The sequence below is a fragment of the Cellulosimicrobium sp. 4261 genome (assembly GCF_040546915.1).
In the GTDB taxonomy this organism is placed as follows: Bacteria; Actinomycetota; Actinomycetes; order Actinomycetales; family Cellulomonadaceae; genus Cellulosimicrobium; species Cellulosimicrobium cinnabarinum.
The window spans coordinates 1-23,356 of record NZ_JBEPOQ010000007.1; the positions used below are offsets into that span (position 1 = coordinate 1).

The window sequence follows — 23,356 nt, forward strand, 5'->3', positions numbered from 1 at the left end:
AGCATGGATCCACGAGTACAACCACCACCGCCCCCACACCGCCTGCGGGAACAAGCCACCGATCACCCGATTGACCAACCTGTCCGGTCAGTACATCTAGCGCGCCACCGCCGGCCCCGGGGCGGTCCGCGCACCGAGCGGGCGGACGCCGCAGGCCCGGGGACGTTCGACCCGGGACGGCGCGGGCGGCCCCCGATAGGCTCGCCGCGCACCCGCCGTCCCCACCGGTCGCGCGCGTGCCGACGACGCCCGACGAGGTGAGGAGCCCGCACGTGAGGATCGGTGTCCCCCGCGAGGTGAGGGACGGGGAGCGGCTGGTCGCCGCGACCCCGCGCACGGTCGAGCGCCTGCGGGCGCTCGGGTACGAGGTGGTCGTCGAGCACGACGCGGGCGCGGGGGCCACGTTCTCCGACGCGGCGTACGAGGCCGCGGGCGCCGCGGTGGTCGACGCCGCGACGGCGTGGGGGGCCGACGTCGTCACCGCCGTGAACGCGCCCACCGACGCGCAGGTGGCGCTCCTGCGCCCGGGCGCGACCCTCGTCGCGATGCTCGGTCCCGCGAACGACCCGGGCCTCGTGCGGCGCCTCGCCGACCACGGCGTGACCGCGCTCGCGCTCGACGCCGTGCCCCGCATCTCGCGCGCCCAGGCCCTCGACGTCCTGAGCACGCTGTCCAACGTCGCGGGCTACCGCGCCGTCGTCGAGGCCGCGGCCGAGTACGGCGGCATGTTCGCGGGGCAGGTCACCGCCGCGGGCAAGACGCCGCCCGCGAAGGTCTTCGTCATCGGCGGCGGGGTCGCGGGCCTCGCCGCGGTCGGCGCGGCCGCGAGCCTCGGCGCGCAGGTCCGCGCGTTCGACGTCCGGTCCGAGGCGGCCGAGCAGATCGAGTCCATGGGCGGCACCGCCGTGCGCGAGCCCGCGGCGCAGCAGGGCATGTCGGCCGACGGCTACGCGAAGCCGCTCACGCCCGAGCAGGAGGCCGCGGCCCTCGCCGTCTACGCGCGCGAGGCTGCCGACGCGGACGTCGTCGTCACGACGGCGCTCGTGCGCGGCCGGGCGCCGCGCACCCTCACGGCCGAGGCGGTCGCCGGGATGCGGCCCGGGAGCGTCGTCGTCGACCTCGCGGCCTCGGGCGGCGGCAACTGCGCGCTCACCGTGCCGGGCGAGCGCGTCGTCACCCAGAACGGCGTCGTGGTCGTCGGCTGGACCGACCTCGCGGGCCGGCTCCCCCAGCACACGTCGCAGCTCCTGGGGACGAACGTCGTGCACCTGCTGGAGCTGCTCACGCCCGGCAAGGACGGCGTGCCCGTGCTCGACCTGGACGACCCGGTCCAGCGCGGCATGACCGTCGCGCGCGCCGGCGAGGTGCTCTGGCCGCCGCCGCCCGTCGCGGTGAGCGCCGCACCGTCCCCCGCCGCGCCACCGCCACCGGACCCCGCCCAGGAGGCCGCGGACCGCGAGCGGGCCGCCGCGGAGGCCGCCGCGGCCGCGAGCCTGCGGCGCCGCCGTCGGACCGTCGGTGCCGCGCTCGCCGCGGTGCTCGTCACGCTCGCGCTGTCGTTCGCCCCGCCGTCGCTCGTCGGGCACGTCACGGTGTTCACGCTGGCGGTGATCGTCGGGTACTACGTCATCTCGAACGTCACGCACTCCCTGCACACGCCGCTCATGGCCCAGACGAACGCGATCTCCGGCATCATCCTCGTCGGTGCGCTCCTGCAGCTCGGCTCCGACGACTGGGTCGTCACGACGCTCGCGCTCGTCGCGGCGACGCTCGCGAGCATCAACGTGTTCGGTGGCTTCCTCGTCGCGAACCGCATGATCGGCATGTTCCGCAAGGACGTCCCCGCCCGCGCGCAGGGGGTGGCCCGATGACCGCCACGTCCGTCGCCCAGGCCGTCTACGTCCTCGCGGCCGTCCTGTTCGTGCTGAGCCTCGCCGGCCTGTCGAAGCAGGAGTCCGCGCGCCGCGGCAACGTCCTCGGCATGGTCGGCATGGTCCTCGCGCTCGCCGCGACGATCGTCCTCGCGCTCGGCACGAGCGCCCGCCCCGTGCTCGTCACCGCGCTGCTCGTCGCCGTCGTGCTCCTCGTGGGCGCCGCCGTCGGGACGTGGCGGGCCCGCCGCGTCGAGATGACGCAGATGCCCGAGCTCATCGCGATCCTGCACAGCTTCGTCGGGGCCGCGGCCGTGCTCGTCGGCTTCAACTCGTACCTCACCGCGCAGGCCGCGGGGCACGACGACGTCGCGCACCTCGTCGAGGTCTCGCTCGGCGTGCTCGTGGGCGCCGTGACGTTCACCGGCTCGGTCGTCGCGTTCCTCAAGCTGTCCGGCCGCACGCGGTCGGCGCCGCTCCAGCTCCCCGGCCGGAACCTGCTCAACCTCGCCGCGCTCGTCGCGAGCCTCGGGCTCGTCGCGTGGTTCGTCGTCGCGCCGTCGGTGTGGCCGCTGCTCCTGCTCACCGTCGTGTCGCTCGCCCTGGGCTGGCACCTCGTCGCGTCGATCGGGGGCGGCGACATGCCCGTCGTCGTCTCGATGCTCAACTCGTACTCCGGCTGGGCCGCCGCCGCGGCGGGCTTCATGCTGGGCAACGACCTGCTCATCGTCACGGGCGCGCTCGTCGGCTCCTCCGGTGCGATCCTCAGCTACATCATGTGCCGGGCCATGAACCGGTCGTTCGTGTCCGTCATCCTCGGCGGCTTCGGGGCCGAGGAGGGCACGGCCCCCGCGGGCGGCGAGGGCCCGCAGGGCGAGCACCGCGAGGTGAGCGCCGACGACGTCGCGGCCCTCCTGCGCGACGCCCGGAGCGTCGTCATCACCCCCGGCTACGGCATGGCGGTCGCCAAGGCGCAGTACCCCGTCGCCGACCTCGTGCAGATCCTGCGCGACGGCGGCGCCCAGGTCCGCTTCGGCGTCCACCCCGTCGCGGGCCGGCTCCCCGGGCACATGAACGTGCTGCTCGCGGAGGCGCGCGTCCCGTACGACATCGTGCTCGAGATGGACGAGATCAACGACGACCTGGCGGGGACGGACGTCGTGCTCGTCATCGGGGCGAACGACACCGTGAACCCCGCCGCGCTCGACGACCCGGGCTCGCCCATCGCGGGCATGCCCGTGCTGCACGTGTGGGACGCGAAGCAGGTCGTCGTCTTCAAGCGGTCCATGGCGGCCGGCTACGCCGGCGTGCAGAACCCGCTGTTCTTCCGCGAGAACACCGGGATGCTCTTCGGGGACGCCAAGCAGCGGGTCGAGGACATCGTGGCGGCGCTCCGCGTGGCCTGAGGGGCCGCGGGCGACCGGGACGGCGCGGGGCCCGCGGAGCGCGCGCCGGCGATCAGCCGGGCACGCGCTCCCGGGCGGGGGCGAACGTCAGCGACGGCAGCGTTCCGAGGGTCCGGTGGGCGGCGACGTAGTCCTTGAGGTCCCCGCGGAAGACGACGCGGCCCGGCAGGTCGAGCAGCGTCTGGGGCCGCACCTGCCACCGCTCGACCCCGAGGTCCCACACGCCCGCGCCGTGCAGCACGTGGTAGACGAACTCCGAGCAGAAGAACCGGTCCTCGGCCTCGTGCCCGCGGCCGAACCGCGCGCCGACGAGGCCGCGCACGTTGTACGAGAACGCGTGCGAGTCGAGCAGGAACTCGGTGATCCGGACGCGGATCGCCTCGTGCTGCTCCGGGGTCACGGGCACCGCGAGCACGACCCCCGGCACGACGTCCATGCCGCGGTACAGGCCGTCGTCGAACCGCTCGCGCCGGAAGCAGCCGACGAACGGGTTGCCCGCCCGGCGCCGGCCGAAGCTGAACATCAGGTCGAGGCCCTGGTCGAGCGCGAGGGAGGAGTGCGTGAACTCGTCGCGGGTCGCCAGCGCGATCGTCCGGGACAGGACCGTACGACTGCGGGACAGGACGACGTAGACGTTCACGCGAGTGACCATACGATGCCCGAGCCCGCAAGCGGAACGGGCGGAGCGGGGTATTTGTCCGGTCGGCCGCGCTCGGGCGCCTCCGGCCCGGCCCGCGAGCGCGGGCTCCCCCGCGCTCACCCGTCCGACGGCACCCGGCTGAGGACCGCCCGCGCGTGCCGGAGGACCGGCTCGTCGACCATGCGGCCGTCGAACGTGAAGACGGCGCCGGGGCCGCCCGGGTTCGCGGCCGCGGCGTCGAGCAGCGCGCGGGCGTCGGCCACCTGCTCGGCGGTCGGCACGTAGGCGGCGCGGATCACGGGGACGTGGCTCGGGTGGATGCACGCCGTCGCGGCGAACCCCGACGCGGCCGCGTCCTCGGCCTCGGCGCGCAGTCCGTCGAGGTCGCCCACGTCGAGGTGCACCGCGTCGACCGCGGCCTTCCCCGCCGCGCCGGCCGCGAGCAGCACCGCGGCGCGGGCGTGCCGCGCGACGTCGCGGTACGTGCCGTCCGGGCGGCGGCTCGACGTCCCGCCGAGCGACGCGACCAGGTCCTCCGCGCCCCACATGAGCGCGACGACCTCGGGCCTGCGGGCGAGCTCCGGCGCCGCGACGACGCCGGCCGCCGTCTCGCACAGCGCGAGCACCCGCACCCCGGGCAGCGTCGTCGCGAGCGCCCCGAGCGACGCGAGCAGCTCCGGCCCGGCCTTGGCGACCATGACCGTGCGCAGGCGCGTGTCCGCGAGCGCCGCCACGTCGAGCGCGTGCTCGGGCGTCCCGACGGGGTTCACGCGCACGACCGTGCGCGCCGGGTCCAGCGTCACCGACGCCTCGACGACGGCACGCCGCGCGGCGTCCTTGGCGTGCGGGGCGACGGCGTCCTCGAGGTCGAGGATCACGGCGTCGGCGCGGTCGGCGGCCTTGGCGAACCGGTCGGGACGGTCGCCGGGGCAGAACAGCAGCGCGGGCCCGAGGCCGAACCCGCCCCCCGGCGGGACGGCGCGAGCGTGCCCGACGTCGTCGGTCACCACGCGCTCTCCTCGTCGCCGCGCTCGAGCACGGGCTCGTGCTCCCCGCCCCGTCCCGACCCGGGCTCGGCCGCCGCCACGGCCGCCCCACCGCCGTCGGGCGACGACCCGTCGGGCATGGAGCGGGCCGCGTCCTCGTGCGCGGCGCGCGTCCAGAAGAGCGCGGTGCGGACGGCGCGCGCGACGAGCACGCCGTCCTGGTTGAGGCCGCGGTGCTCGAGGGTCACGACGCCCTGCCCCGGCCGCGACGCGGACAGCCGCTTCTCGACGACCTCCGTCTCGGCGTAGAGCGTGTCGCCGTGGAACAGCGGCTTCGGGAACTCGACCTCGCGGAAGCCGAGGTTCGCGACGATCGTGCCCTGCGTGACCTGCCCGACGGACAGCCCGACGAGCGTCGACAGCGTCATCATCGAGTTGACGAGCCGCTGCCCGAACGGCTGGGTCGCGGCCCACGCGGCGTCGAGGTGCAGCGCCTGGTGGTTCATCGTGAGCGTGGAGAAGACGACGTCGTCCGCCTCCGTGAGCGTGCGGCCGGGACGGTGGCGGTAGACCACGCCCGTCTCCAGCTCGTCGTAGTACAGGCCCCGCTGGACCACCTCGCGCATGCTGCTCCTCCCCTCGTCCCTGACGTCGCCAGCCGCCGACCACGAGGTTGCTGTCGGGATGACCGTCAGAACGACAGCAACGTCGTGGTCGGCGTCGGTGCCGCGCTAGCCGTCGAGTCCCAGGCTCCTCGCGATGACCATGAGCTGCACCTCGGTCGTGCCCTCGCCGACCTCGAGCACCTTGGCGTCGCGGTAGTGGCGCGCGACGGGGTTCTCGTTGAGGAACCCGTAGCCGCCGAAGATCTGCGACGCGTCGCGCGCGTTCGCCATCGCGGCCTCGCCGCCGACGAGCTTCGCGACCGACGCCTCCGCCTTGAACGGCTTGCCGCGCACGAGCTTCTGCGCGGCGTCGAGCCATGCGAGGCGCGCGGTGTGGACGCGCGCCTGCATGCGGGCGAGCGTGAACGCGACGTGCTGGTTCTCCCCGATCGACCGCCCGAACACGACGCGCTCGCGCGCGTACCGCAGCGCCTCCTCGAGGCAGCCCTGCGCGGCGCCGGTCGCGAGGGCGGCGAACGCGATGCGGCCCTCGTCGAGCGCGCGGAGGAAGTTCGCGTACCCGCGGCCGCGCTCGCCGAGCAGGTTCCCGGCGGGCACGCGCACGTCGGTCAAGGTGAGGGGGTGCGTGTCGGAGGTGTGCCAGCCGACCTTGTCGTACGACGGCCCGACCTCGAGCCCGGGCGTCCCCGCCGGGACGATGATGCTCGACAGCTCCTTGCGCACCTCGCCGTCCTGGCTGACCGTCTCGCCCGTCACGGCGGTGATGGTGACGAGGCTCGTGATGGGCGTCCCCGAGTTGGTGATGAACTGCTTCGACCCGTCGATCACCCACTCGTCGCCGTCGAGGTGAGCGGTCGTGCGCGTCCCGCCCGCGTCGGACCCGGCCCCGGCCTCGGTGAGCCCGAACGCCGCGAGCGCCCGCCCGGCGAGCAGGTCGGGCAGCCACCGCTCCTGCTGCTCGCGCGAGCCGTGCCGGTAGAGCGGGACGATCCCCAGCCCGACCCCCGCCTCGAGCGTCACCGCGATCGACTGGTCGACGCGCGCGAGCGCCTCGACCGCGAGGCACAGCGACACGTAGTCCTGGCCCTGGCCCCCGACGTCGCGCGGGAACGGCAGCCCGAACAGCCCCAGCTCCCCCATCTGCGCGATGATCTCCATCGGCAGGCGGCGTTCCGTGTCGTAGCGGTAGGCGGCGGGCGCGACGACGCTGTCCGCGAAGTCGCGCACCACCTGGCTGAGCTTCCGCTGCTCGTCGTCGAGCAGGACGTCGGCCTCGATCATGATGCTCCCTGGGTGTCGGGTTGCGGGACCGGGGCGGCGGGTTGTGCCGCACCGGAGTCGTGGGGGTGGACGACGGCGACCACCTGGTCCCGGCGCACGAGGTCGCCGGGGCGCACGCGCACGTCGGCGACGCCGTCGTGCGGGGCGAGGAGCGGGTGCTCCATCTTCATGGCCTCGACCGTGACGAGGACGTCCCCGGTGGTGACGGGCTCGCCGTCCGCGGCGGCCGACACGACCGTGCCGGGCATCGCGGCGCGCACCTCGGGGTCGGTCGCGCCGGGCGCGTCGCCCCGGGCCCGACGGCGGTCGGCCCGCGCCCGTGCGGCGCGCTGCTCCCGGTCCGGGGCGGCCAGGGCGACGGTCCGCCCGTCGTGCCACACCCACACCGTCGCGGGCTCGCCGTCGCCGGCAGGCGCGTCGAGGGCCAGCCGCACGCGCTCGCGGACGCCGTCCACCGTGAGCCACCACGCGCCGTCGGCCCCGGGGTCGCGGGCGAGCGACGCCCGCACCGCGTGGGTCGTCGAGCCGGGCCACGCACCGTCGTCGGGTGCCGGCACGTGCACGACGGTGTCCCCCACCACCCCGGACACCCGCACCTCGTGCGCGCCCCCGCCGGCGTCGATGAGCAGAACCCGCCGCGCTGCCGCGTCCCCGTTGAGCCGCCACCCGTCCCCCACCCGCCAGGGATCGCCGTCACGACCCCCCGTTCCCTCGCCGAGCATGCGGTTGTGCCCCGTCCCGCCCCCAGGACGAGCCACAACCGCATGTTCGGCGAGGAACAGGGCTGCCGCGGCGAGGGACCGACGAACGTCCGCACCCCCCGGTCCCTCGTCGGGCCCCGTCACGGACCCCGAACCAGGCACCGACCCCACGAGACGATCGATCAGGCCGGTGTCGAGCCGACCCGCACGGACGTCGTCGTCCGCGAGCAGGGACCGCAGGAACGCCGTGTTCGTCTCGACACCCAGCACGACCGTCCGCGCGAGCAGGCCGTCGAGGCGCTCCACCGCCTCGTCGCGTGTCTCGGCCCACGCGACCGCCTTGGCGAGCATCGGGTCGTAGTGGCCGCCGACCACCGTGCCCGCGCAGATGCCGGAGTCCAGGCGCAGCGGGGACGCGCCGGGCCCCGACGGGGCGCCGCCGTCGTCGTAGACGAGGACCGACCCGGTGGCCGGGAGGAAGCCGCGCTCGGGCGACTCGGCGTAGAGGCGCGCCTCGACGGCGTGGCCGCGGAGCACGACGTCGTCCTGGGCCAGGCCCAGCGGCTCGCCCGCGGCGACGCGCAGCTGGAGCGCGACGAGGTCGAGGCCGGTGACCATCTCGGTCACGGGGTGCTCGACCTGGAGGCGCGTGTTCATCTCGATGAAGAAGAACTCGTCCGGACTCGCGGCGGGGACGAGGAACTCGACCGTCCCGGCGCCCACGTACCCGACGGACCGCGCGACCTCGCACGCGGCCTCGCCCATGCGGGCACGCTGCGCGGTGGTGAGGAGCGGCGACGGCGCCTCCTCGACGACCTTCTGGTGGCGGCGCTGGAGCGAGCACTCGCGCTCGCCGAGGTGGACCACGGTCCCGTGCGTGTCGGCGAGCACCTGCACCTCGATGTGGCGCGGCGCCTCGACGAGCCGTTCGAGCAGGAGCGTGTCGTCGCCGAACGACGACGCGGCGACCCGCCGCGCCGACGCGAGCGCGCCCGGCAGGTCGGCCTCCGCGCGCACGACGACCATGCCCTTCCCCCCGCCCCCGGCGGACGGCTTGACGAGCAGCGGGAACCCGACGGCGCCCGCGGCGGCGAGGAGGTCGTCGTCGGACATCCCGGGCTCGCCGGCCCCGGGCACGACAGGCACGCCCCGCGCGCCGACGATGCTCTTCGCGGCGAGCTTGTCGGCCATCGCCTCGAGCGCGTCGACGCCCGGCCCGACGAACGCGATCCCGGCGCGCGCGCACGCCCGGGCGAGCGCGGGGTTCTCCGAGAGGAAGCCGTAGCCGGGGTGGACCGCCTCGGCCCCGGTCGCGACGGCCGCGGCGACGACGGCGTCGACGTCGAGATAGCTCTGCGCAGCCGGCGCGGGCCCGAGCCGGACCGCGACGTCGGCCTCGCGCACGTGGCGAGCGTCGGCGTCGGCGTCGGAGAAGACGGCGACGGACCGCACGCCGAGGTGGCGCAGCGTGCCGATGACGCGGCACGCGATCTCGCCGCGGTTCGCGACGAGGACCGTGCGGAACCCGGGACCGCCGGTCGGGCGGGCGGTCGCGTCGTGGAGGGTGCGGGAGGTCATCGGCTCACATCCGGAAGAGGCCGAACCGGTCACCGGTCCAGGTCTCGGCGAGGGGCGTGCGCGCGCACACGCCGAGGGCGAGGCCGAGCACGCGGCGCGTGTCGGCGGGGTCGATCACGCCGTCGTCCCACAGCCGCGCGGTCGCGTAGTAGGGGCTGCCGTGCTCGTCGTAGTCGGCGCGGATGCCGGCGGAGAACGCGGCCTCCTCGTCGGGGTCCCACGCCTCGCCGCGCGCCGCGAGCTGGTCGCGCTTGACCGTCGAGAGCACGGACGCGGCCTGCGGGCCGCCCATCACGGAGATGCGGCTCGCGGGCCACGACCACAGGAAGCGCGGCGAGTACGCGCGCCCGCACATCGAGTAGTTGCCCGCCCCGAACGACCCGCCGACGATCACGGTGAGCTTCGGGACGCGCGTCGTCGCGACGGCCGTGACCATCTTGGCGCCGTCCTTCGCGATCCCGCCCGCCTCGGCGTCGGTGCCGACCATGAAGCCGGAGATGTTCTGCAGGAACAGCAGCGGGATGCCGCGCTGGTCGCACAGCTCGACGAAGTGCGCCCCCTTGAGCGCCGACGCCCCGAAGAGCACGCCCTGGTTCGCGAGGACCCCCACCGGGTGCCCGTGGATGCGCGCGAAGCCCGTGACGAGCGTGTCGCCGTACTCGCGCTTGAACTCGTCGAACCGGCTCCCGTCGACGAGCCGGGCGACGATCTCGCGCGGGTCGTAGGGGGCCTGGACGTCGACCGGGACGGCGGCGTACAGATCCTCCCCCGGGTCCTGTACGGCGGCCCCCGCCACGCGGGGAGGCTCGCTGGTCGCGACGTCCCACGCGGGCTCCGGGTCGGGCGGGAGCGTCGCGACGATGCGCCGCACGGTGTCGAGCGCGTCCTCGTCGTCGTCGGCGAGGTGGTCGACGACGCCGCTGCGGCGCGCGTGCAGCTCGCCGCCGCCGAGCTCCTCGGCCGTGACGACCTCGCCGATCGCCGCCTTCACGAGGGGCGGCCCGCCGAGGAAGATCGTGCCCTGCCCGCGCACGATGACCGTCTCGTCGCTCATCGCGGGCACGTAGGCGCCGCCCGCCGTGCACGATCCGAGGACGGCGGAGATCTGCGGGATCCCCGCCGCCGAGAGGCGCGCCTGGTGGTAGAAGATCCGGCCGAAGTGGTCGCGGTCCGGGAACACCTCGGCCTGCCGGGGCAGGAACGCGCCGCCCGAGTCGACGAGGTAGACGCACGGCAGCCGGTTCTCCAGCGCGATCTCCTGCGCCCGCAGGTGCTTCTTCACCGTGAGCGGGTGGTACGTGCCGCCCTTCACGGTCGCGTCGTTGCACACGACCATGACCTGCCGCCCGCTCACCACCCCGACCCCGGCGACGGCGCCCGCGGCCGGCCACGCGCCGTCGTCCACGCCGTACCCGGCGAGCGGCGCGATCTCCAGGAACGGGCTGCCCTCGTCGAGCAGCCGGTCGACGCGGTCGCGCGGGAGCAGCTTGCCGCGCGCCACGTGCCGGTCGCGCGCCGACGCCGGGCCGCCGCGCGCGACCTCCGCCGTGCGCTCGCGCAGCTCGTCCGCGAGCCCGCGCTGCGCGGCGTCGTTCGCCCGGGCCGCGTCCGACCCGGGCTCGACGGCGCTCGTCAGGACGGTCACGCGACCACCTCCTGCCGGCTCCCGGCGAGGAGCGCGAGCGCCGGGTCCTCGAGCAGCGCGCCCAGGTCGGCGAGGAAGCGCGCGCCCTGCTCGCCGTCGACCACGCGGTGGTCGAACGACAGGCTGAGCGTGACGACGTCGCGCAGAGCGACCTCGCCGTCGTGCTCCCAGGGCCGACGCCGCACCGCCCCCAGGCCGAGGATCGCCGCCTCGCCGGGGACGAGGATCGGGGTGCCCGCGTCGACGCCGAACACCCCGACGTTGGTGATCGAGATCGTCCCGCCGGTCAGGCGCTCGGGCGTCGTGCGACCGTCGCGCGCGGTGGTCGTGAGGTCGGTCAGCGCGGCGGCGAGGTCGGGCAGGTCGAGCGCCTGCGCGTCGGGCACGTGCGGGACGACGAGCCCCCGGTCGGTCGCGACCGCGATCCCCAGGTGCACCCGCCGGTGCCGCACGATCTCCGCCGAGCCGTCGGGGAGGTCGCGCCACGCGCTGTTGAGCGCGGGGTGGCGCGGCAGCACGAGGCACAGCGCGCGGGCCGCGAGCGCCAGCACGGTGATCCGCGCGCCGCGCGCGAGGCGGTGGGTGCGCAGCCGCTCCAGGAGCTCGACGCTCCGCGTCACGTCCACGGTGAGGAACACCGTCGCGTGGGGCGCCGTGAACGCGCTCGCCACCATCGCCGCCGCGGTGTGCTTGCGCACGCCCCGCACGGGCACGACCTCCGGGTCGAGGCCGGCCGCGCGGTCGGCGGCCACGCCCGCCGCGGCACCCGGCGCCGAGAGGGGAGAAGTGGCCCCGGGGACGCGGTCCGGAAGGGCCGGTTCTCGCTTCTCGCCGCTCGGTGCCCCCGGGCCGGCGGCCGGCGCGGGGTGGACGCTCGCGCTGTGCTCGTCGCGCGGTCGGCGCGCGACGTCGCGGTGGCAGCTCACCGCCGCGAGGACGTCCTCGCGCGTGATGAGCCCGTCGCGGCCGGACCCCTCGACCCGGTCGATCCGCACGCCGAGCTTCTTCGCGAGCGCGCGCACCGGCGGCGTCGACCGGGGCCGCTCGCCGGTCACGGTGGTGCGGCGGGGCGCCTCGGCGAGGTCGGGCGGTGAAACCTGGGTTTCAGTCACCGCCCGCCGGGGTCGACGCGCGGGCCGCCCGACCCGGTCGGGGCGTGCCCCGTAGCCGACGAGGTTCGGCTCGGGCTCGTCGGTGGGCTCGGCCGCAGTGGCGGCCGGGGCGACCCCCGACCCGGCGACCGCCCCGACCAGGGCGGGGACGGCGTCGGGCACCCGGGCCGGGACCCCGGCGGACGAGCCCTCCGGACCGCCGCCGGACGCGGTGGCCGCGCCGTCGTCGACCTCGAAGGTGACGAGCGGCTCGCCGACGCTCACCGTCTGGCCCTCCTCGGCGTGGAGGGACGCGACGACGCCCGCGTACGGGGACGGGAGGTCGACGAGGGCCTTCGCGGTCTCGACCTCGGCGATGACCTGGTTGAGCTCGACGTGGTCGCCCGCGTGGACGTGCCAGCTGACGATGTCGGACTCGGTGAGGCCCTCGCCCAGGTCGGGGAGGCGGAACTCGCGCAGCGCCGTCATCGGGTCACCTCCGCGACGGGACGCCCGGACGCCGGCACGAACGGTTCCACCCGCCCCAGGACGCGGTCGACGCCGTCGAGGATGCGGTCGAGGTCCGGGAGGTAGTGGCCCTCGAGCTTCGCGGGCGGGTACGGGATGCCGTGGCCCGTGACCCGCACGGGCGGGGCCTCGAGGTGCTCGAAGCAGCGGTCCGTCACGGTCGCGGCGATCTCCGCGCCGAGCCCCGCCTGGCGGGGCGCCTCGTGCGTGACGACGACCCGCCCCGTCTTGCGGACCGACGCCGCGACGGTGTCGTGGTCGATCGGCGACAGCGAGCGCAGGTCGATCACCTCGACGGACACGCCGTCGTCCGACGCGGCGACGGCGGCGTCGAGCGCGGTCCCGACGAGGCCGCCCCACGTGACGAGCGTGACGTCGTGGCCCTCGCGCACGACGCGGGCCCGGTCGATGGCCGGCGGGTCGACGGGGTCGAGGTCGACCTCGCCCTTGAGGTGGTAGCGCCGCTTGGGCTCGAAGAAGATCACCGGGTCGTCGCACGCGACGGCCTGGCGGAGCACGGTGTACGCGTCCTGGGGGTTCGCGACCGACACGACCCGCAGCCCGGCCGTGTGCGCGAACAGCGCCTCGGGCGACTCCGAGTGGTGCTCGGCCGCGCCGATGCCGCCGCCCACGGGGATGCGGATCGTGATCGGCAGGCGCACCTTCCCGCCGGTGCGGGCGTGCATCTTCGCGAGCTGGGACAGGATCTGGTCGAACGCGACGAACACGAAGCCGTCGAACTGGATCTCGCACACCGGCCGGTAGCCGCGGTACGCGAGCCCGACGGCCGTCCCGATGATCCCCGACTCCGCGAGCGGGGTGTCGAGCACGCGCCGCGGTCCGAACTCCGCCTGGAGCCCGTCCGTCACGCGGTAGACGCCGCCCAGGCGGCCGACGTCCTCGCCCATGACGACCACGCGGTCGTCGTCCGTCATCGCGCGGTGCAGCCCGGCGCCGAGCGCCTTCGCGAGCGTGAGGGTCGTCATCGCGCCTCCTCCCCGTCGAAGCCGGCGAGGTAGTGCGCGTACTCCGCGCGCTCGCGGTCCAGCGCGTGGTGCGGCTCCGCGTAGACGTGGTCGAAGAGCGAGAGCGGCGGCGGGTCGGTGAGCGCGACGCACCCGGCGCGCAGCTCGGCGGCCGCCGCGTCGGCGACCTCCTGCACGTGCGCCGCGCCCGCGTCGTCGAGCACCCCGACGGCGCGCAGGTACGCCTCGAAGCGCGCGATCGGGTCGCGGCGCGTCCACTCCTCCACCTCGGCCGCGTCGCGGTACCGCTTCGGGTCGTCGGCCGTGGTGTGCGGGCCTATGCGGTAGGTGACGGCCTCGATCAAGGTGGGGCCGCCGTCGTTCCGGGCGCGGTCGAGGGCCGCGCGCGTCACGGCGAGCACCGCGAGGACGTCGTTGCCGTCGACGCGCACGCCCGGCAGGCCGAACCCGCGGGCGCGCTCCGCGAGCGGGACGCGCGACTGGAGCGCGACCGGCTCGGAGATGGCCCACTGGTTGTTCTGGCAGAAGAACACGACCGGCGAGCGGTACGTGGACGCGAAGACGAACGCCTCGTTGACGTCGCCCTGGCTCATCGCGCCGTCGCCGAAGTACGACACCCCGACCGGCAGCCCGGCGCCGGCGTCGACGCGGCCCGCGTCGACGTCGTTCTGCACGCCCATCGCCCACCCCGTCGCGTGCAGCGCCTGGGCGCCGATGATGACCTGCGGCGACGCCATGCCGATCGCGTACGGGTCCCAGCCGGAGACGGCGACGCCGCGCCACACGCGCACGAGGTCGACGAGCGCGGCGCCGCGCACCCGCGCGACGGCGTGCTCGCGGTAGGAGGAGAAGACGAAGTCGTCGTCGCGCAGCGCGCGCGCCGAGCCGACCTGCGCCGCCTCCTGCCCGAGGAGCGGCGGCCAGAGCGCGAGCTCGCCCTGCCGCTGGAGCGCCGTGGCCTCAGCGTCGATGCGACGCGCCACGACCATGTCCTCGTGGAGCCGCAGCAGCGCCGACCGGGCCGACGCGCGCGCGGCGTCGTCGGGCGCCGTCGGGTCGAGGTCCGCGAGCCACCGGTCCAGGTCCGGGTCGCGGTGGCGGGTGCCGCTCTCGTCGAGCACGCGCAGGGTCGGCGTCGGCCCGGCGCCCGGGTCGGGCGGGTCCTGCCGCGGCGCGTCCTTGCGCACGTCGCGCACCACGTTCTTCCGGTCTGCTCGTGCGTCGCGCGGGGTTGCCGCCCGGTGACCGTCGTACGCCTTCGGCGGGGTCGCCGCCGTCGGTCCGGTCCGCACCGCAGGTTCGCTGGGCATCGTCGCCACCTCACCTCGGGGAGCCGGTCCTCTCCGTCGAGGACCGAGGTAGGGGGAACGTAACCCGCGTCACGCACATGGCTCCACCGACGCCTGACGCACCGTGCACTGTGACCGCCGTCACTCGGTTAGGGTGAGCACCATGCACAGCGCCGACGCTGTCGACCTCGACCTCCTGCTCGCGCTCGCCGACGACCCGCGGGCCACGATCGTCGCGCTCGCCGACCGGCTGCGGCTCTCCCGCAACACGGTCGCGGCGCGGCTCGCCCGCCTCGAGGCCGAGGGCGCGTTCCTCGACCTCGACCGGCGCATCGACCCGCACGTGCTGGGGCACCCCCTCACCGCGTTCGTCGAGGTGCAGCTCCGGCAGAAGGAGCTCGCGCGCATCGTCGACGACCTCGCGCGCATCCCCGAGGTCGTGCAGGCGTTCGGGCGCAGCGGCACCGCGGACCTGCGCGTCACCGTCGCGTGCCGCGACACGGACCACCTGTTCCGCATCGACGCCGCGATCCTCGCCATCGACGGCGTCGAGCGCACGGAGACGTCGCTCTCCATGGGCGAGCTCATCCCCTACCGGCTGCGGCCGCTCATCGAGAAGCAGCGTCGCGGCCCGCGGTGACGGGGACGGGGACGAGGGCTGTCAGCTGAAGCCGATCGCACGCTGCGCGACCCGGTAGGCCAGGACCGACACGCGCCGTCCCGCCGGACCGGGAAGGTTGGCGATCTGCCCGAGTCCCGACCAGCGCACCTGGTGGTAGAGCTGGGGGTCCTGGGCGCGCAGGCGTGACCAGAGCCGCTCCTTCTCCACGAGGCACGCGGGCGTCCCCGCGCGCACGAGCAGGATGGACGACACCGCGCAGATGATCTCCACGTAGTGCAGGAGGTAGCGGCGCAGGCGCCGGTCGGCCACCGGGGTCCGGGAGACGTGCTCGAGCATGAGCCAGTTGACGCGGAGCTGCTGGTCGAGGCGCTTGAGCATGACCGCCTCGTGCACCGACTGGTCCTCGCGGCCGATGAAGTACCGGTAGAGGTCGACGTCGAGGTAGTACAGCGTGCGCACGTGCGCGAGCGGCACCAGCGCGTACAGGTTGTCCACGTAGAACGTGTGCTCGGGGAGCCGCAGGCCGGCGTCGCGCAGCACCTGGGTCCGGTACATCAGGGCGTGCATCATCATGTACTGGCGCTTGGCGAAGCGTCTCGTCTGCGACCACGTGAGCACGCGTCCGCGCGGCAGCGCGCCGCGGTACCGGACGGCCGTCTTCACGCGCTTGCCGACCTTCTCGTACACGAAGTTGCTCACCAACAGGTCGACGGGCTCCCCGCCGGGGGTCCCGGCGTCCACGAACCGGCGCACGAACCCGCGCAACGTCGCGAGCACCTGGGCGAGCGCGGCACGGTCCACCCAGTCGTCGGCGTCCACGACCTTGAGGTACTCCCCTCGCGCGTGGTCGAGGCCGGTGTTGATCGCCGACCCGTGCCCGCCGTTGGCCTTGCGCAGCACGTGCACCTCGCCCGGGTACCGGTCCGCGTAGCCCTGGGCGAGCGCCGCCGTCCCGTCGGTGGAGCCGTCGTCGACGACGAGCACCTCCACCTCGGGACCGAACCCGACGAGCGAGTCGAGCGCGCGCGCCAGGTACGGCTCGGCGTCGTACGCCGGGACCACGACGGTCAGGAGCGGGGTCACGACGCACGCACCTCTCCGGCGTGCTCCGCCTCCGGCGTGGCCGGCGTCTCGGGCACCTGCTTGAAGATGACCTTGAAGATCGGGAAGAACACCCAGAACGAGATCGCGGCGTTGATGATCATCGTCGTGAAGTCCGCCAGGGTCTCGCCGGCGCCTCCCAGGCCCCACGTGTCGATGAACAGCTCGTAGATCGGCGTCTTGTACAGGCCCTGCGCAGCGGCGGCCGCGATCGAGATGACGACGTACGCGATGGTGTACCAGAGCGCGGCCTTCGCGACCGACGAGTTGGACTTGAACGTGATGGTGCGCTGAGCGAAGAAGTTGATCACCTGCGCCACCAGCAAGGTGATCTGCACGGCGAGGAAGTATGCCAGCCCCCCGCCGCCGCCCGGGAGCGGACCGGCGGCGTAGTCGAAGACGTAGTAGGCCGACCCGTCCGGGTTGGCCCCGACCGGCCAGACCTGGAACGCCACGTCCACCAGGGCGGTCATGCCGAAGACCCACTTGATGAGGGGCATGAGCGCGAGCTGCAGCACGGTGATGCCGTTGCTCAGCACGAAGAACACGACGAACTGCGCGGTCCCCGGTCGCTTCTCGGAGAACCGGCGCCAGGCGTCGCGGAGGCGGGTGAGCATGGGTCTTCCCTTTCGAGCGGGTCAGGAGTCGCCGCGGAGCGCGCGGGCGGTACGGCGGTCGGCGCGGCGGTTGCGGACGAACCCGCGCACGACGGCGCCGGTGCCGCGGAAGAGGTGGCCGTTGACGATGCGGACGATGCCGTCGACCATCGCGTCGTCGACCATGCCGCCGGTCATCTTCCCGATGGCCCGGAACGGCATGTTGAGCAGGAACAGGACGTTGAGGTCCGGCGCGCCCTTGCGGTCCGCCGCGTCGCGCCGCCAGGACAGGACGCGGAACGCGAGCCGGGCCAGGGGCGAGCGCGCCTCGGCGAGGCGCGAGAGCGGGTCGTTCACGCCGAGCCCCCCGGACCACGCCGCGGTCGGGACCGGTCGGCCGAGGAGCGCCGCGAACTGCGCGTCCGACACGTCGTGGACGCGTCCGGTGCGGTACGGCTCGGGCAGGTCGTCCTCGGTGCGCGGAGGCACCGTGCCGTCGAGCTCGACCGTCGCGCGCAGCGGGAGGTCGTCGACGTGGGGGCCGACGAGCACCGACCAGGCGCCCTCCTCGACCTGCCACGCGCCGGTCGCCACGTCCCAGTGCCGGAACGCCGCGTCCCCGAGGGGGACGGTGACCGTGCGCGACTCGCCCGGGTCGAGCTCGACGCGCGCGAACCCCGCGAGCGTGCGGTCCGGGCGGTGCACGCCCGGCGTCTCCCGACGCACGTAGACCTGCACGACGTCCGCCCCCGCGACCGGCCCGGTGTTGGTGACCGTGACCGTCACGTCGACGGCTCCCGCGTCCGCGTCGACCACGAGGTCGGAGTGCGCGAACGTCGTGTACGACAGCCCGAAGCCGAAGGGGAACGCGACCGGGACGTCCGCGCTCGTGTAGTACCGGTAGCCGACGTACAGGCCCTCGCGGTAGACGGCGGTGCGCCCGGTCGCGGGGAACGACGCGGCGGTCGGGGTGTCCGCGAGCCGCACGGGCAGCGTCTCGGCGAGCCGTCCCGACGGGTTGACGGCGCCGGTGAGCACGTCGAGGACGCCTCCGGCCCCGGCCTGCCCCCCGAGGTACCCGTGCACGAGCGCGCGGGCCGCGCCGAGCCACGGGGTGGAGATCGCGCCCCCGCCCGCGAGGACCACGACGGTCGCGGGGTTGACCGCGGCCACGGCCTCGAGGACCTCGACCTGCGCCGGGTGCAGCGCGAGCGTCGTGCGGTCCAGACCCTCGGACTCGGCGATCTCGTCGAGACCGAGGAAGAGCAGCACCGCGTCCGCGCCCTGCGCGGCCGCGACCGCCTCCTCCCGCAGGGCGGCGTCGGGCGTGCCGTCGCGCCGGAAACCGGGGGCGAACGTCGTCAGCTCGAGCCCCGAGCCCTCGATCACGTCGAGCACGCTGTCGAGGCGGGTCGGGTTCACCGCGGAGGAACCGGAGCCCTGGTAGCGCGGGGTGCGCGCGAAGTCGCCGACGACCGCGACCCGGGTCCCCGCGGCGAGCGGCAGGATCGCGTCCTCGTTCTTGAGCAGCACCGCCGAGCGCGCCGCGACCTCGCGGGCCAGCGCGTGGTGGGCGTCGGCGTCCACGGCCGGGGCGGTGCCCGGCTCGCGGGCCGCGGCGACGAGCCGCAGCACCTCCTCGGCGCGCGCGTCGAGGTCGGCCGCGTCGAGGCGGCCCGACCGCACCGCGTCGACGAGCCGGCGCGCCGAGCTCAGGCCCGCCGCCGGCATCTCGAGGGTGCCACCGGCCGCCGCCGCGGCGACGACGTCGTTCGAGCCGCCCCAGTCGGAGACGACGGCGCCGTCGAACCCCCACTCCCGGCGCAGGACCTGGGTGAGGAGGAAGGGGTCCTCGTGGGCGTAGACGCCGTTGACGAGGTTGTACGACGACATGATCGTCCGCGGGCTCGCCTCCGCGACGACGATCCCGAACGCCGTGAGGTAGACCTCGCGGAGCGTGCGCTCGTCGACCACCGAGTCCGAGACCATGCGGCGCAGCTCCTGGGAGTTCACCGCGAAGTGCTTGGGGCACGCGGCGACGCCGCGGGACTGGATCCCGCGCACGTAGCCGGCGGCCATCCGGCCCGCGAGCAGCGGGTCCTCGGAGAAGTACTCGAAGTTGCGCCCGCCGAGCGGCGACCGCTTGATGTTGAGGCCCGGCCCGAGCAGCACGTCCACGTCCTGCGCCGCGGCCTCCGCGCCGAGGGCGGTGCCCACGCGCTCCGCCAGCTCGACGTCCCACGTGTTCGCCACGGCGGCCGCCGTCGGGAAGCACGTGGCCTCCTGCGAGGCCGCGATGCCGAGGTGGTCGGCCGCGCCGAGCTGCTTGCGCACGCCGTGCGGGCCGTCGGCCAGCCAGAGGGAGCGGACGCCGAGCCGCGGGAGGTCGTGCGTCTCCCACACGGTCTTCCCCGTGAGCAGGGCCGCCTTCTCCAGGAGCGTCAGGCTCGCGGTCGGGACGACGCCGGTCGTCGCGGGCGTCGTGCCCGGGGCCGCGGCCGTCTCGCCGGCCGCGGCGGTGGTCTCGCCGTGGAGCTGCACGGTGCTCTCCTTGCGTGGTCGTGGGGTCGTGCGGGGTGCGTCCGAGCGGTCCCGGGCATGCCGGGGCCGGCCGTCGGCGGTGCGCCGCGGACGGCGGCTGCTCGCGACGTGCGGTGGGGGCCCGGTGCCGGACGGCGGTCCGGGCCCCGGCGTCGGGCCGGCGGTGGTGGGCGCCACCGGCCCGACGGCGCCGGGTGCCGGGTCTCCCGGGCGGTCGCCCGCCCGGGAGACCCGTGGTCACCGGCTACCGGGCGGCGGGGACCGCCGGCTCGGAGGCGGGTGCGGCGACCTCCTCGGCCGCCGACCGGTGCCGGCGGACGCGCCGGACCACGAGGAAGGCGCCGACCAGGACGAGCAGCCCGAGGAGGACCGACACGCCGATCTGGACGTAGACCCAGGTGGGCGGCGTGTAGGTGACCGTCGCGCCGGGGGCGAGCCCGTTCATGGCGTTCGAGTTGGCCACCGTGAACAGGATGTTGTGGGTCGCGTTGCGGATGTCCGTGACCGCCTTCGCGGACGTCGTGTCGCCGAACGACTTCGACGGCTGGAAGGTGAGCGTCAGGTCCGTACCGCCGTCGAGGCCCTCGTTGGGGTTCATGTACGGGTACAGGTTGAAGTCCGTGATGGCGAAACCCTCGAAGCCCCACTCCCCGCGCAGCACGTCCGTCATGAGCGGCTTCGAGCCGCCCGTCCACGTCGCGCCGATGCGGTTGAACGAGCTCATGATGCCGAGCGCGCCGACCGTCGTCTCCTCGATCGTGCCCTCGTCGTCCGCGATGTACCGGACGTCCAGGGAGACGTCCTTGATCGCGAGCTCGAACGGCTTGAGGTAGATCTCGCGGATCGTCTGCTCGGTCGCCCAGGTCGCGGGGCCGTTGTCGACGCGGTTCGTCTCCTGCTCGTTGAGCGCGAAGTGCTTGAGCATCGTGTAGACGCCCTTGCTCGCCGCGCCGTTCGACACGGCTGCGGCCATCCGGCCCGAGAGGAGCGGGTCCTCCGAGTAGTACTCGAAGTTGCGGCCGCCGAACGGCGAGCGGTGCAGGTTCACCGCGGGCGCGTACCAGCCGTTGAGCCCCTTCTGCAGGGCCTCCTCGCCGATCATCGTGCCCATCGCGGTGCCGAGGTCGACGTCCCACGTCTGCGCGATGAGCACCTCGGACGGGTAGGCGACGCCGTTGATCGACGAGTTGATGAAGGACGAGAAGCCCGCCGGACCGTCCGGCTCGACCGTCTGCGGCTTGGCGATCGAGGCGATCGCGGCCGTCTGGTACGCGCCGTTGAGGAGCATGTCCGTCATGTCGCCGACCGTCAGGGAGTCGAGCAGCTCCTCCCACCGCGGGTCGTCCTTGGGCAGGCCGCGCAGGTCGACGAGCGTCAGGTCGGAGCGCTCGCCCGTCGCCGGCATCTCGCCGTCGAACGCGGCGGCCTCGGCCTCGTGGTCCCAGGCGGCGAAGCCCTCCTGGGTGGCCTCGTCCGCGACCGACTGCTCGGCCGTCGGGGCCTGCGGGAACGTGCCCGCGAAGTCGGCGCGGGACATCGGGACGACCGTGCCGTCCGCGCCGTCGGCGCTGAAACGCGCGGAGACGTCGTCGAACCGGTTCGTCACCTCGGCGAGGTCCGACGCGCGGTGCTCCTCGCCCGTGTACACGACGTCGGACGCGACCGGGTAGGTGATCGGCTCGGTGCCCGCCGCGACGGTGTGGGAGTCGGTGCGCAGGCTGAGCGTGTAGTCGCCCGCCTCCAGGACGTACGCCTTCGCGCCCAGGTGGTCGTAGGACGCCATGTCCTCGACGGCGAGCTCGAGGGTCACCGTCTCGCTCGCGCCCGGCGCGATCGTCCCGGTCTTGGCGAAGTCGCCGAGGACGACCTCGGACTTCTCGATCCCGCCGGGCGTGTACGGCGCGGAGTAGTAGAGCTCGACGACGTCGCGTCCGGCGACCGTGCCCGTGTTCGTCACCTCGACCGTGACCGCGACGGTCCCGTCGACGTCGCCCGCCTCGGTGCCCGTGACCGCCCACGCGAAGTCGGTGTAGCTGAGGCCGTAGCCGAACGGGTAGACCACCGCGTCGTCGTAGTCGATGAAGCCCTCGGCTGCCGCGGTCTCGTAGTAGCGGTACCCGACGTAGATGCCCTCGCTGTAGTTCACGAACGGCGCGTTGCTCGTGACGGTCGCGTTGGAGGTCGCCTTCTCGACCGCCGAGACGGGGTAGGACGCCTCGACGTTCGAGTAAAAGAAGCTCCCGAAGTTGGCGAACGTCGGGTCGGCCGTGAAGTCGGCGGCCCACACGTCGACCGTGCGGCCGGACGGGTTGACCTCGCCCGTGAGGACCGACCCCAGGGCGTTGAAGCCGGTGGCGCCGGGCGAGCCCGCGAGGAGGATCGCGTCGACCTCCGGGTCGGCCTGCAGCTCGCCGAGCTCCAGGGTCGTGGACGCGTTGACGACCACGACGACCGTCTCGAAGCTCGCCTTCGCGAGCGCGATCAGGTCCTTCTCGTCCTTGTTCAGCTCGAGCTGGTGCTGACCCGGCTCGGCGTGGTCGTCCCAGCCGGTCATGTCGCGCGTGAGGTCGCCGCCCTCGCCGCCGGGGCGGCCGATCGTGACGATCGCGGCGTCGCCGAACTCGGCGAAGGTCCCGGACCGCGCCTCGTAGTCGCCGACGGGCAGCTCGCCGACGGTGTAGCTCGACGCGTCGGGGTTGTCCATCTCGATGTGGCCGCGCGGGTTCTCCGCCGCGAACGCCTCGATCGTGGCGTAGACCTCGTCGTTGACCGTGAGGCCCGCGTTCTCGAGGCCCCCGCGGACGGTCACGGCCGAGTTCGTGTCGACCGAGCCGGAGCCCGATCCGCCGAACACCGGGTCCGCGGACGCGCGGCCCAGCATGGTCACGCGGGCGTCGGGCGTGAGGGGCAGCGCGCCGGCCTCGTTCTTCGCGAGGACGATGCCGCCGGCCGCGATCTCCTCGACGAGGGTCTTCGCGGCCTCGTCGACGGACTCCTGGCTGTCGTGCTCGGCCGTGTAGTACGCGGTGTCCCAGCCCGAGGACTCCTCGGAGTTGGTGAACGTGTAGGTGCCGGACCCGAGCTGGGACGCGACCCAGCCGCCCGCGACGTTGAGCGCGACGTTCGCGACGACGACGAGCACGGTCACCGTCGCGAGCACGGGGACCCAGATCCACAGGAACTTCTTGTTCGACATCGGTGTCCTGGCACCGTCGGCGTTCTTCGCCCTGGCGTTCACTGCATTCCTCCTCGAGTGCGGCCCGTTCCTCAGGCTAGGAGCGGGGTACGGCGCCGCCCGCCGCGGCTGCACGATCGGTCGTTTCTGCGGCACGGACGGTCGTCCGTGCTCGACCCGTGCCGTCCGGTGCCCCCGCCGTCCGCCTCGCCGTCCGCCCGGCGAGGCGGGCGGGGAGGCGGACGGCGGGGAGCGGTGCGGCTACTCCCCGGCCGGGGTGATGGTGCCGTCCTGGTCGATCTGCCACGTCTCGCCGGTCTCGGCGGAGTCGGCCTCGATCGTGTACTTCCCGTCCTTGATGTCGACCGTGCCCTGGACGCGCGAGGCGGCGTCGGAGGGGACGAACGGCACCACGAGGAGGCCGTACTTGACCGTCGGCTCCTTGACGTCGCTGGCGAGCATGATCTGCGCCCAGCTGTCGTCCTCCGCGAGCGCGTCGGCGACCGCCGTGCGCGCGTTCTCGAGGTCGGTCGCCACGTCGACGTCGGTCGCCTGGCTCTCGGACGACGACGGCCCGGCGGCGGAGTCGTCGCCGTTCCCGCACGCCGTCAGCCCGAAGGCCCCCGTGACGGCGACGAGCAGCCCGATCCCCGTGGTCAGCGCCTTGTTCCGCTTCACTTCCTGCTCCTTGGT

18 protein-coding genes are annotated in these 23,356 nt (G+C 74.5%); 4 read left to right on the forward strand and 14 right to left on the reverse strand.

The annotated features are described in order from the left end of the window. The 3 genes from ABIE39_RS10815 to pntB all read left to right on the forward strand — a co-directional run. Window positions 1-100: integrase core domain-containing protein (locus ABIE39_RS10815; protein WP_354051852.1), on the forward strand; the 100-nt coding region annotated here is incomplete at its 5' end. A 172-nt stretch (window positions 101-272) separates the two neighbouring features. Continuing rightward, window positions 273-1,871 (forward strand): Re/Si-specific NAD(P)(+) transhydrogenase subunit alpha, encoded by a 1,599-nt coding sequence (locus ABIE39_RS10820; RefSeq protein WP_354051708.1) that lies wholly within the window; start codon window positions 273-275, stop codon window positions 1,869-1,871. Further along, the gene (gene pntB / locus ABIE39_RS10825; protein ID WP_209827975.1) at window positions 1,868-3,277 is read left to right on the forward strand and encodes a Re/Si-specific NAD(P)(+) transhydrogenase subunit beta; all 1,410 of its coding nucleotides are present in this window, start codon (window positions 1,868-1,870) and stop codon (window positions 3,275-3,277) included. The genes ABIE39_RS10820 and pntB overlap by 4 nt, the downstream gene beginning before the upstream one ends. A 52-nt stretch (window positions 3,278-3,329) precedes the next feature. On the opposite strand, the gene ABIE39_RS10830 is transcribed toward pntB, so the two are convergent. From ABIE39_RS10830 to ABIE39_RS10870, 9 genes are all read right to left on the reverse strand, one after another. After that, a complete protein-coding gene (locus ABIE39_RS10830) occupies window positions 3,330-3,917 on the reverse strand; it encodes a hypothetical protein (RefSeq protein WP_354051709.1) in 588 nt (195 codons plus the stop codon). 116 nt (window positions 3,918-4,033) lie between these two features. Next, on the reverse strand, window positions 4,034-4,927 hold the full coding sequence (locus ABIE39_RS10835) for an HpcH/HpaI aldolase/citrate lyase family protein (RefSeq protein ID WP_354051711.1): 894 nt from the start codon (window positions 4,925-4,927) through the stop codon (window positions 4,034-4,036). Then, entirely contained in the window at window positions 4,921-5,529 is a 609-nt protein-coding gene (locus tag ABIE39_RS10840; RefSeq protein ID WP_175008776.1) for a MaoC/PaaZ C-terminal domain-containing protein, read from the reverse strand. Before ABIE39_RS10840 ends, ABIE39_RS10835 begins: the two co-directional genes overlap by 7 nt. Window positions 5,530-5,634: 105 nt before the next feature. Continuing rightward, window positions 5,635-6,810: an acyl-CoA dehydrogenase family protein gene (locus ABIE39_RS10845; RefSeq protein ID WP_209827972.1), complete on the reverse strand. Its 1,176-nt coding sequence runs from the start codon at window positions 6,808-6,810 to the stop codon at window positions 5,635-5,637. Then, the gene (locus ABIE39_RS10850; protein WP_354051713.1) at window positions 6,807-9,089 is read right to left on the reverse strand and encodes an ATP-binding protein; all 2,283 of its coding nucleotides are present in this window, start codon (window positions 9,087-9,089) and stop codon (window positions 6,807-6,809) included. Before ABIE39_RS10850 ends, ABIE39_RS10845 begins: the two co-directional genes overlap by 4 nt. 4 nt (window positions 9,090-9,093) lie before the next feature. Further along, on the reverse strand, window positions 9,094-10,734 hold the full coding sequence (locus tag ABIE39_RS10855) for a carboxyl transferase domain-containing protein (protein ID WP_175008779.1): 1,641 nt from the start codon (window positions 10,732-10,734) through the stop codon (window positions 9,094-9,096). Continuing rightward, complete coding sequence (locus ABIE39_RS10860; RefSeq protein ID WP_354051714.1) at window positions 10,731-12,314, reverse strand: dihydrolipoamide acetyltransferase family protein; 1,584 nt, start codon at window positions 12,312-12,314, stop codon at window positions 10,731-10,733. The genes ABIE39_RS10855 and ABIE39_RS10860 overlap by 4 nt, the downstream gene beginning before the upstream one ends. After that, entirely contained in the window at window positions 12,311-13,339 is a 1,029-nt protein-coding gene (locus tag ABIE39_RS10865) for an alpha-ketoacid dehydrogenase subunit beta (protein ID WP_354051716.1), read from the reverse strand. The genes ABIE39_RS10860 and ABIE39_RS10865 overlap by 4 nt, the downstream gene beginning before the upstream one ends. Then, a complete protein-coding gene (locus ABIE39_RS10870; RefSeq protein ID WP_354051718.1) occupies window positions 13,336-14,649 on the reverse strand; it encodes a thiamine pyrophosphate-dependent dehydrogenase E1 component subunit alpha in 1,314 nt (437 codons plus the stop codon). The genes ABIE39_RS10865 and ABIE39_RS10870 overlap by 4 nt, the downstream gene beginning before the upstream one ends. A 142-nt stretch (window positions 14,650-14,791) precedes the next feature. On the opposite strand from ABIE39_RS10870, the gene ABIE39_RS10875 reads away from it, so the two are divergent. Then, on the forward strand, window positions 14,792-15,268 hold the full coding sequence (locus tag ABIE39_RS10875; RefSeq protein WP_021482549.1) for an Lrp/AsnC family transcriptional regulator: 477 nt from the start codon (window positions 14,792-14,794) through the stop codon (window positions 15,266-15,268). Window positions 15,269-15,289: 21 nt separating this feature from the next. Here the strand turns inward: ABIE39_RS10875 and ABIE39_RS10880 are convergent, their stop codons facing one another. From ABIE39_RS10880 to ABIE39_RS10900, 5 genes are all read right to left on the reverse strand, one after another. Next, the gene (locus ABIE39_RS10880) at window positions 15,290-16,333 is read right to left on the reverse strand and encodes a glycosyltransferase (RefSeq protein WP_175008784.1); all 1,044 of its coding nucleotides are present in this window, start codon (window positions 16,331-16,333) and stop codon (window positions 15,290-15,292) included. Continuing rightward, window positions 16,330-16,968, reverse strand: coding sequence for a hypothetical protein (locus ABIE39_RS10885; protein WP_175008785.1), 639 nt, complete (start codon window positions 16,966-16,968; stop codon window positions 16,330-16,332). Before ABIE39_RS10885 ends, ABIE39_RS10880 begins: the two co-directional genes overlap by 4 nt. A gap of 21 nt (window positions 16,969-16,989) precedes the next feature. Next, entirely contained in the window at window positions 16,990-19,488 is a 2,499-nt protein-coding gene (locus ABIE39_RS10890) for a glycoside hydrolase family 3 C-terminal domain-containing protein (RefSeq protein ID WP_209827963.1), read from the reverse strand. 244 nt (window positions 19,489-19,732) lie between these two features. Next, entirely contained in the window at window positions 19,733-22,726 is a 2,994-nt protein-coding gene (locus tag ABIE39_RS10895) for a glycoside hydrolase family 3 C-terminal domain-containing protein (protein WP_354051719.1), read from the reverse strand. Between the two features lie 198 nt (window positions 22,727-22,924). Further along, a complete protein-coding gene (locus ABIE39_RS10900; RefSeq protein WP_086149441.1) occupies window positions 22,925-23,341 on the reverse strand; it encodes a hypothetical protein in 417 nt (138 codons plus the stop codon). Window positions 23,342-23,356 lie beyond the last annotated feature (15 nt).